The 293-nt window shown below is 55.6% G+C and carries 1 protein-coding gene; it reads left to right on the forward strand.

Annotated elements, in window-relative coordinates; translation table 11 throughout:
- The coding region (locus J9892_RS23505; RefSeq protein WP_210539139.1) for an IS1634 family transposase at positions 1 to 293 on the forward strand (293 nt) is incomplete at both ends.

Genomic DNA, 293 nt, shown 5'->3' on the forward strand with positions numbered 1-293 from the left:
GATATTACCAGCTTCCACGTCGATGGCGCCTATGACTGTGCCGATGGGGATCTGGTCGGTAAGCTGCAACTGGTGCGTGGTTATAGTCGTGATCACCGGCCAGAGCTGAATCAAGTGATCCTTGAGCTCATCTGTGAAAATCAGGCTGGCCTACCTGTCTATATGCAGGCCCTGAGCGGCAATAGTAATGACACCAAAGCCTTTGCCCAGACCGTTCGTCGCCATTTGAGCAGTCTCAAGGCCGCGCAGGAGTGCCGTTATCTGGTCGGCGATGCCGCACTGTACTGCGCCGA

The organism is Aeromonas sp. Prich7-2 (assembly GCF_017939255.1).
Classification (GTDB): Bacteria; Pseudomonadota; Gammaproteobacteria; order Enterobacterales; family Aeromonadaceae; genus Aeromonas; species Aeromonas caviae.